Origin of the sequence: Empedobacter sp. UBA5036 (assembly GCF_002415215.1) — a bacterium.
Taxonomy (GTDB): domain Bacteria; phylum Bacteroidota; class Bacteroidia; order Flavobacteriales; family Weeksellaceae; genus Empedobacter; species Empedobacter falsenii_B.
On record NZ_DICC01000057.1, the window covers coordinates 1 to 7,506 of the forward strand.

Sequence of the window (7,506 nt, forward strand, 5' to 3'; positions counted from 1 at the left end):
AAGGAAGACACTGAAAAAAAAATTATCTTCCCCAACGGAGAAGGTGGTAAGGAATCCGTATAATTGGGTGGGAGGAGAGGAAATAAAAAAAGGGTTAAGGCAAGAAGAAAATGGGGAGGTAATAATTAACAAATTTTAATCCGATATCAAGAAAAGGTTAGACTCTAAAAAGTAGAACCTAAACCAAGCTTAATTTTTGAACTTAAACACCTTAAGGGACAGTTCTCTTTTTAAAAAGAGTAGGGAGGTATCAATTTTTCAATTTTGAAATTAATGTTCCCAGAGTAACCCTATTTATTATGTTAAATACATAATGTGATTATTTTACTTCTTCGATAAAAACCAATTGAAATCAATTTTTTAAATTATTATTTTTTTCAACTTGCAAAGATTTATCGGAACTAAATTTTAGTTTATACTTCATCTTATCAAAAATTCTGATAGTTAATTTTTCAAATTATCAATTCATTCCTCAAAATCAAAATAAACTTTATTGAAGTTCAATATTTGATGTAACGAATTTCTTAGAAAAGTGAATTATTAAAGTTATTATTAATCAATTTTAAATACTTGTAAATACTTACAAATATTTGTAAATGGATATAGTTTTGAATATAAATCTATTATAATTAATATAGAATTGTTTTTTAAACGTTAAATCAGATAAATTTTTAGTGAAAACTATTTTAATAAGTATAATTGAGCACAAACTTTTGCATCAGATAAAGCTTCATGATGGTTGAGTTGAAGATTAAATCGGCGAGCACAATCGGATAATTTTGTAGGAACAATTCCTTTCTGTTTGAAAATTCTGTATGTACATTCCCACTTTTCGGCAAGGTTAAGTTGAGAGTAATTGAGGCTATAAAACTCCATTGTATTCTTCAAAACAGAACGATCAAACGATTCGTTATGTGCAACAACAAGCTGATTTTGTAAACGATGTTTGATTTCAAAATAGACATCTTCAAAACTTGGTGCATCAATTGTGTCTTCGGGACGAATTCCATGAACCAAAATATTATGATAATTATATTGATTTTGTGGTGGTTGAATTAACGTGTAATACTCGTCTGTAATCACATTATCTGTCACAGTTACAATTCCAACCGCGCAAGCAGAATTACGATAATTGTTTGCAGTTTCGAAATCGATGGCAACAAAATTTTCCATAATTTATATTTTGTTCGATATAAAATTAATGATATTTTCTTGTTCGAAAGGAGAAAACCAATTGACAGTTTCATCTTTTTTGAACCATGTCATTTGTCGTTTTGCAAAACGTCTTGTATTCTTTTTGATTTCTTCAATTGCAAAATCTAATGTAATTTTCTCTTCAAAAAAATCAAACAATTCTCGATAACCAACAGTTTGCAAAGCATTCAAATCTTTTAACGAAAATAAATTTTTGGCTTCATTTAATAAACCTTCGTTCATCATTATATCAACTCGACGATTGATTCGGTCGTACATTTCTTCACGAGGAAGTTCTAAACCGATTTTAATTATGTTAAATGGACGTTTGTTCAAATCTTGATTTCTGAAGTTAGAGAAAGGTAAACCCGAAGATCTAAAAATTTCTAAAGCACGTGTTACACGCTGTTTATTGAAAATATCAACTTCTTCAAAATACTTTGGATCGACTTCTTGCAATTCTTTTTGCAATTTTTCAATTCCAAATTCAGCAAGCTCATTATTCAAATCTTCTCTAATTTTAGGATTAACATCAGGAAATTCGTCAAAGCCAACTGTGATCGCTTTTTCATATAAACCAGATCCACCAACCATGACGCAAATGTCATTTGTTTTGAAATAATTATTCAAAAAAGCTAAGCCATCACGCTCAAAATCACCAACCGAATATTTTTCGTGAATAGAAATATTTTGAATAAAATGATGCTTCACTTCAGTCAATTCTTCCTCAGAAGGAACAGCAGTTCCTATCTTCATTTCTTTGAAAAATTGACGACTATCACAAGAAATAATTTCGGATTGAAAATGTTTTGCAACTTCTATTGCCAAATTGGTTTTACCAATTGCAGTTGGTCCAACAATAGAAATTAAGGTTTTATTATTTTGAATTTTTTGCATGTTATATGAAATCGAGCGCAAGATACTTCGATATTTTATGAAAAGAAAAAGCTTCTATAAAAAATAGAAGCTTTGTAAATTATATTGATCTTTAATTAATCATTAAAGTGGTAAAGGAAAACCACATCCGCCGTATAAGCAGGTTTCGGATTATCTTTAATTTCTAAATTTGCTTCGATGACAACTTTTGCAATTCCTCTCAAATTAGTAATAGATTTCAATTTTGCAGTTAATCTTACCTCACTATCAACCAAAACAGCTTGTCCAAATCTCAAATTTTCAATTCCATAATTGATTAACATTTTGATGTTGCGCACTTCCGCAATTTGATCCCACAAATGTGGAATTAAAGATAGCGTTAAATAACCATGCGCTATTGTTTTTTTGAAAGGTCCTTCGTTAGCTGCTTTTTCAGGATCTGTATGAATCCATTGATGATCTAAAGTTGCATCAGCAAAGCGATTGATTTGTTCTTGATTTATTATATGCCAGTCAGATTTACCGATTTCTTTACCTTCGAAAGCTTTGTATTCATCGAAATTATTAATAATTACCATTATTCAGGTGTTTTAGTTTTTAGTATTGTATTGCTCAAATCTAATGAATAATCGTCAGATAATAAATTTTATTTATGAGAAAGAGAGCATTTTTTGAATAATCTAAAAATAAAAAATCCGACTGAAAATTCAATCGGATTTTTTATAGCTATTTAATTTATTGCTACTCAATAATTTTTGCATCTTCAACATTTGCATAGGCTCTTTGCGTATCTCTCCATGCAAGATATTTAATAATTTCTTTGTTGAAATATTTCATTCCAAAAAGTAAAATCCCAAAATCATCTATCAAACCAAAAGGTCCAAATAGCGCTTCTGGAATAATATCAATAGGAGAAATAATGTATAAAGTTGCTACAAATCCAAGAAATAAATTCATGTTGTCAGGTTTATAACTTCCTTTTTTGTAATCACCTAACATATTGAAAAAAGCCTTTACTTTTTCAAAAAAAGATTTGTCTTTTTGAGCTGCCATTGCTGCTTCTCCAGCGACTTTAAAGAATTTTGATTTTTTCATTTCACAAAATATGTTTTAAAAACGTATTATGTATTACAAAGTACATGCCAAAACATTTAAATTGATTTTTGTGTCATGTTAAAACTTTATGTTACATTGTTTTACTTATTTTTCTTTTTCAGTTTAATGATTTTTGCATTCAATATTCTGTCAAGCTTTGGATATCTTTCGCGCATTAATTTTGTGCTGTTAAAAATTTCTTCATCTTCCATTGTTTGTCCAGCGTAACCATCATACAAACTTTCTACAACATTCATTCCGTTCACCACTTTTCCAAAACTTGGAAAACCTACTACATCATTGGAATTGATTGTATCCAAACGATGATTATCTTTCAGATTAATAAACAAATCCAAATCTCTTGTGTTTTTTCCTGCGCGCGCAAAACTCAAAGCTCCTTTACTATTTCCAGCAATAACAGGTTCATCTTCTACAATAAACTTTTTCCATTGATTAGAAACAATTGTGTCTGTATTTCCAAATTGGGCGACAAAATTCGGAACAACACGATAAAAAGTTCCATCTTCGAAAAAATTGTATTTAACCAATTGATAAAAACGATCAACAGCTTTTGGCGATAACTTTCTTTCAACTTCGATATCAATATTTCCTTTTGTTGTTTCAAATCGAGCAACAAAATTTTCTGGCGCTTGTTTTGTTGTCCATTTTTTATGAAAAACCGTTTTGCTAGAAGTACAAGCCGAAAGCGTAATAAGTGTAAATAATGTTAAAGTAATTTGTTTCATGTTTTAATTTTGTGGATTAAACTTAAACAAAAAACGACACTTAGCGTAAGTGTCGTTTCATTATTTTTGCAATTCTTGTTCAATTTTAAAAAACCATTCTGTTTTCTGGTTATAAACTTCCGCTTCGGCAAGCATATAATGTGCTTCTTTGGTTTCTTCATATTTCACGCGATCCATCGTTTCTGGGTTGAAAGGCGGTAAAGGTTGCACTTCTGCACTAAAAGTTTTGGTGTGGCCTTTATATGTAAATGTTTTGGTGATAATTTCTTTTTCCATTGTCTTTTAATCTTTGGTAAAAATACAACTTTTGCAACGGAGAATTTACATTCGGAATAATTTAATTTTTAGGCTGAATTATTTTTTGATAAATAGTAATTTTGCAGCTATATGATTACTCAAAATAATTCTAATCAACAACAAGTTCTTGTCGTTTCTTCGTTTGATGAACTTGTACATACAGCTTTTTCTGGGAAAAATAATGCGATAAATTGGCGGCGAAATTTAGAAGGTGATTTTGAGGAAATTGTGAATCAATTGATTTTAAAGGATGATATTACTGTTATTTCTATTGCTGATTTGAATGATTTAGATTTATCTAATGAAGGAATTAAAGCGAGAAATATTTTGATCAATGATTTACAACAATTAACTGTTTTTGGCGCTTCGCCAACTTTAAACTTACTGAAATGTTATGAACGCGATACTGAATTTGATTTTATTTCGACAGATGTTTATTCATTTCACGTTGATCGTTCGCTAATTCCTACGGATACTTTTTTGTGCACTTACTATGGCGCTTCCAGTGATATTGTTGCAAATGAAGATGTGGAACAAAAAATTTTGATTCCAGAAATTAGAGAAAAACTATTCGAATTATATGATGGATACATTGATGGTTTTGAAGATTTTTTGAAAGAATATTTCTTTGATTTGCATTATCAAATTCGTCCAGGTGTTGAACCAATTAATTTAGGATTAGGAAATCTTTGGCGATTGGCAGTTGATCATCCAGAACAAAAAGTTTTGCCTTGTGTACATCGCGCGCCGAAAGAAAATAAAGATGAATATCGATTATTGTTAATCTGTTAGGAATAAATTAATCAAATAACTATTAATAAAAATTATATAATTTAGATTCAAAAGATTAGGCTTTTGAATGAAGTCAAGCTTTTATTATTACAATGGTTTCACTAAATTTGCGTACATTTATTGATGAATAATTATTGTTAATTTAATTTCTATTATTATGAACAAAGAATCAGATATACTAAAATTAGAAGAAGCAGGAGCGTTAAATCGTTTAGCTAAATCTGCATCGCAAGCTGCAATTAGAGTTTCAGAAGCATTAGATTTATCAGTTCAATATGTTCAAGGAAATCGAATCATCGAGAGAAAACCTAATGGAGAAATTAAGGTGATTAAAACAATAGATCGAATAAAAGTTCCAGCTGAATTGAAAAAAGGAGCTAAATTATGTCTAAAATAAAACGTTTACGCGTTTTTGCTGGTCCAAATGGATCTGGAAAGTCTACTTTATTCGATTCAATCTCATCAAAATTTAATGCTGGATATTTTATTAATTCAGATTTGATTGAAAAAGAAATTTCTTTAAAAGGTTTTATTGATTTGGATCGATATGAACTAAAACTTACCGAAAAAGATTTTGAAGATTTTAAAACTGAACCTGCTTCAATTTCATTATTCGAAAAAGCAAATAACGAAGGAAAAGCAATTGATGTGCAGTTTCGAAATAATGTTTTGGTTGATAAATCTAAGTCTACACATAGTTACGAAGCGTCTTTTATTACTTCATTTATTCGAAAACACTTATTGATTAAAGGTAAATCTTATTCATTTGAAACGGTAATGAGTCATCCTTCTAAAATTGATGAAATAGTGGATGCTAAAAATCGTGGTTTCAAAACATATATGTATTTTGTCTGTATTGAAGATCCTTTGATTAATATTTCTCGAATTGAAAATAGAGTAGAAAAAGGTGGTCACGCTGTACCAGATGAAAAGGTGATTAAACGATATCATTCTACTTTAATGAATTTATTTCCAGCTTTAAAAATTGTAGATAAAGGCTATATTTTTGATAATTCAACTCAAGAAATGAGATTATTTGCACAAGTTAAGAGAAATGAACTTGAAATAGTTTCGGATAAAGTTCCAAATTGGTTTATAAAACAACTGCAATAAAAATTTTATCTTTGTAATTATAATGGTACAAATGGACGAATTCCAATTTAAAACGCCATTTATTACAAAGATTACATCAAATACTATGGATTTACAAGATCAATTAAAAAATCTTTTTCCTGATCATATACCTGAGCCAGAAGAAGTATCAAATGAAGAACAACATGAGTTATGGATTCAGAAAGAACCATTGATTTGTAAGTTTGAGAAACGAAAAGGGAAAATAAATACAATTATAGAAGGTTACGAAGGAGAAACAGAAGATTTCAAACTTTTAGCAAAAGAAATTAAGCAATTTTTGGGTGTTGGAGGTAGTTTTAAAGACGAACAAATCATCATTCAAGGAGATTATCGCGATAAGATTATGGCTTTCCTGAAAGATAAAGGATTTAAAGTGAAAAGAGTAGGTGGTTAATAATTTCTTTACAATTATTACTGATAAAAATTGTATATTGTTCTCTTATTTTTAATTATAAAATCATGAGTAAAGCAGCATCAGAATTAGTTTTAAATGCAGACGGAAGTGTTTACCATTGTAATATAAGACCAGAGCATTTAGCAGATACTATTATAACTGTTGGTGATCCAAATCGTGTCGAAAAAGTTTCAAGACATTTTGATACAATCGAGCAGACAGCAAGCAAAAGAGAAATTGTGACGCATACAGGAACGTTGAATGGTAAACGTTTAACAGTTATTTCGACTGGTATGGGAACGGATAATATTGATATTGTTTTATCTGAGTTAGACGCTTTGGCTAACATCGATTTGGAAACTGGTGAGATCAAAAAAGATTTCAGAAAATTATCATTTGTTCGTATGGGAACTTCTGGAGCTTTGCAAGCGGATATTCCTGTTGATAGTTTCGTTATTGGTTCTCACGGTTTAGGTTTAGATGGACTTTTACATTATTATGTTGGGAGCGAAGCGGTGATGAATAAAGAGGTAGAAGATGCTTTTATCAAACATGTAGATTGGTCGTCGAATAAAGCTCGTCCATATTTAGTAAAAGGATCTGATTTATTGTTAGATAAATTGGCTTCTGAAAAAACGATTCAAGGAGTAACGGCTACAGCTTGTGGTTTTTATGGACCTCAAGGGCGTTATTTGAGATTGCAACCAAATCCAGCTGATATTAATGAGCGTTTAACAACTTTTAATTACGAAGGTTTAAGAATCTCTAATTTCGAGATGGAAACTTCTGCAATCTATGGATTATCAGCGATGATGGGACACGAAGCGTTATCAATAAATGCAATTGTTGCGAATAGAATTTTAGGTGAATTTAGTGCCGATTCTTACAAAGCAGTTGATGCAATGATTGAATATTCGCTGGAAAAGTTAACGAAATAATTTCAGATTTATACAAAACAGGTAGTATCTTACTAACTGT

General features: G+C 30.0%; 11 protein-coding genes. 5 read left to right on the forward strand and 6 right to left on the reverse strand.

Annotated elements, in window-relative coordinates:
* Positions 1-681 precede the first annotated feature (681 nt).
* From B4J88_RS10605 to B4J88_RS10630, 6 genes are all read right to left on the reverse strand, one after another.
* On the reverse strand, positions 682-1,173 hold the full coding sequence (locus B4J88_RS10605) for a 3'-5' exonuclease (protein ID WP_038334348.1): 492 nt from the start codon (positions 1,171-1,173) through the stop codon (positions 682-684).
* Positions 1,174-1,176: 3 nt separating this feature from the next.
* Positions 1,177-2,091 carry a tRNA (adenosine(37)-N6)-dimethylallyltransferase MiaA gene (gene miaA / locus B4J88_RS10610; RefSeq protein WP_291067616.1) on the reverse strand — a complete coding sequence of 305 codons (915 nt, stop codon included), beginning with the start codon at positions 2,089-2,091 and terminating at the stop codon, positions 1,177-1,179.
* Positions 2,092-2,186: 95 nt separating this feature from the next.
* Positions 2,187-2,648 (reverse strand): MaoC family dehydratase, encoded by a 462-nt coding sequence (locus tag B4J88_RS10615; protein ID WP_038334338.1) that lies wholly within the window; start codon positions 2,646-2,648, stop codon positions 2,187-2,189.
* Positions 2,649-2,811: 163 nt separating this feature from the next.
* Positions 2,812-3,165 carry a YkvA family protein gene (locus B4J88_RS10620; protein WP_115000587.1) on the reverse strand — a complete coding sequence of 118 codons (354 nt, stop codon included), beginning with the start codon at positions 3,163-3,165 and terminating at the stop codon, positions 2,812-2,814.
* A 101-nt stretch (positions 3,166-3,266) separates the two neighbouring features.
* Positions 3,267-3,911 (reverse strand): peptidylprolyl isomerase, encoded by a 645-nt coding sequence (locus B4J88_RS10625; protein WP_219034617.1) that lies wholly within the window; start codon positions 3,909-3,911, stop codon positions 3,267-3,269.
* A 60-nt stretch (positions 3,912-3,971) separates the two neighbouring features.
* The gene (locus tag B4J88_RS10630) at positions 3,972-4,187 is read right to left on the reverse strand and encodes a hypothetical protein (protein ID WP_038334324.1); all 216 of its coding nucleotides are present in this window, start codon (positions 4,185-4,187) and stop codon (positions 3,972-3,974) included.
* Between the two features lie 111 nt (positions 4,188-4,298).
* On the opposite strand from B4J88_RS10630, the gene B4J88_RS10635 reads away from it, so the two are divergent.
* From B4J88_RS10635 to B4J88_RS10655, 5 genes are all read left to right on the forward strand, one after another.
* Positions 4,299-5,000: a DUF1826 domain-containing protein gene (locus B4J88_RS10635; RefSeq protein ID WP_115000583.1), complete on the forward strand. Its 702-nt coding sequence runs from the start codon at positions 4,299-4,301 to the stop codon at positions 4,998-5,000.
* A 157-nt stretch (positions 5,001-5,157) separates the two neighbouring features.
* A complete protein-coding gene (locus B4J88_RS10640) occupies positions 5,158-5,397 on the forward strand; it encodes a hypothetical protein (RefSeq protein WP_038334320.1) in 240 nt (79 codons plus the stop codon).
* Positions 5,385-6,113, forward strand: a complete 729-nt coding sequence (locus B4J88_RS10645) for a hypothetical protein (RefSeq protein WP_115000581.1) — start codon at positions 5,385-5,387, stop codon at positions 6,111-6,113. Before B4J88_RS10640 ends, B4J88_RS10645 begins: the two co-directional genes overlap by 13 nt.
* An 85-nt stretch (positions 6,114-6,198) precedes the next feature.
* Complete coding sequence (locus tag B4J88_RS10650; protein WP_115002063.1) at positions 6,199-6,528, forward strand: translation initiation factor; 330 nt, start codon at positions 6,199-6,201, stop codon at positions 6,526-6,528.
* Positions 6,529-6,593: 65 nt separating this feature from the next.
* Positions 6,594-7,466 carry a nucleoside phosphorylase gene (locus B4J88_RS10655; protein ID WP_291067620.1) on the forward strand — a complete coding sequence of 291 codons (873 nt, stop codon included), beginning with the start codon at positions 6,594-6,596 and terminating at the stop codon, positions 7,464-7,466.
* The last annotated feature ends 40 nt before the right edge of the window (positions 7,467-7,506 follow it).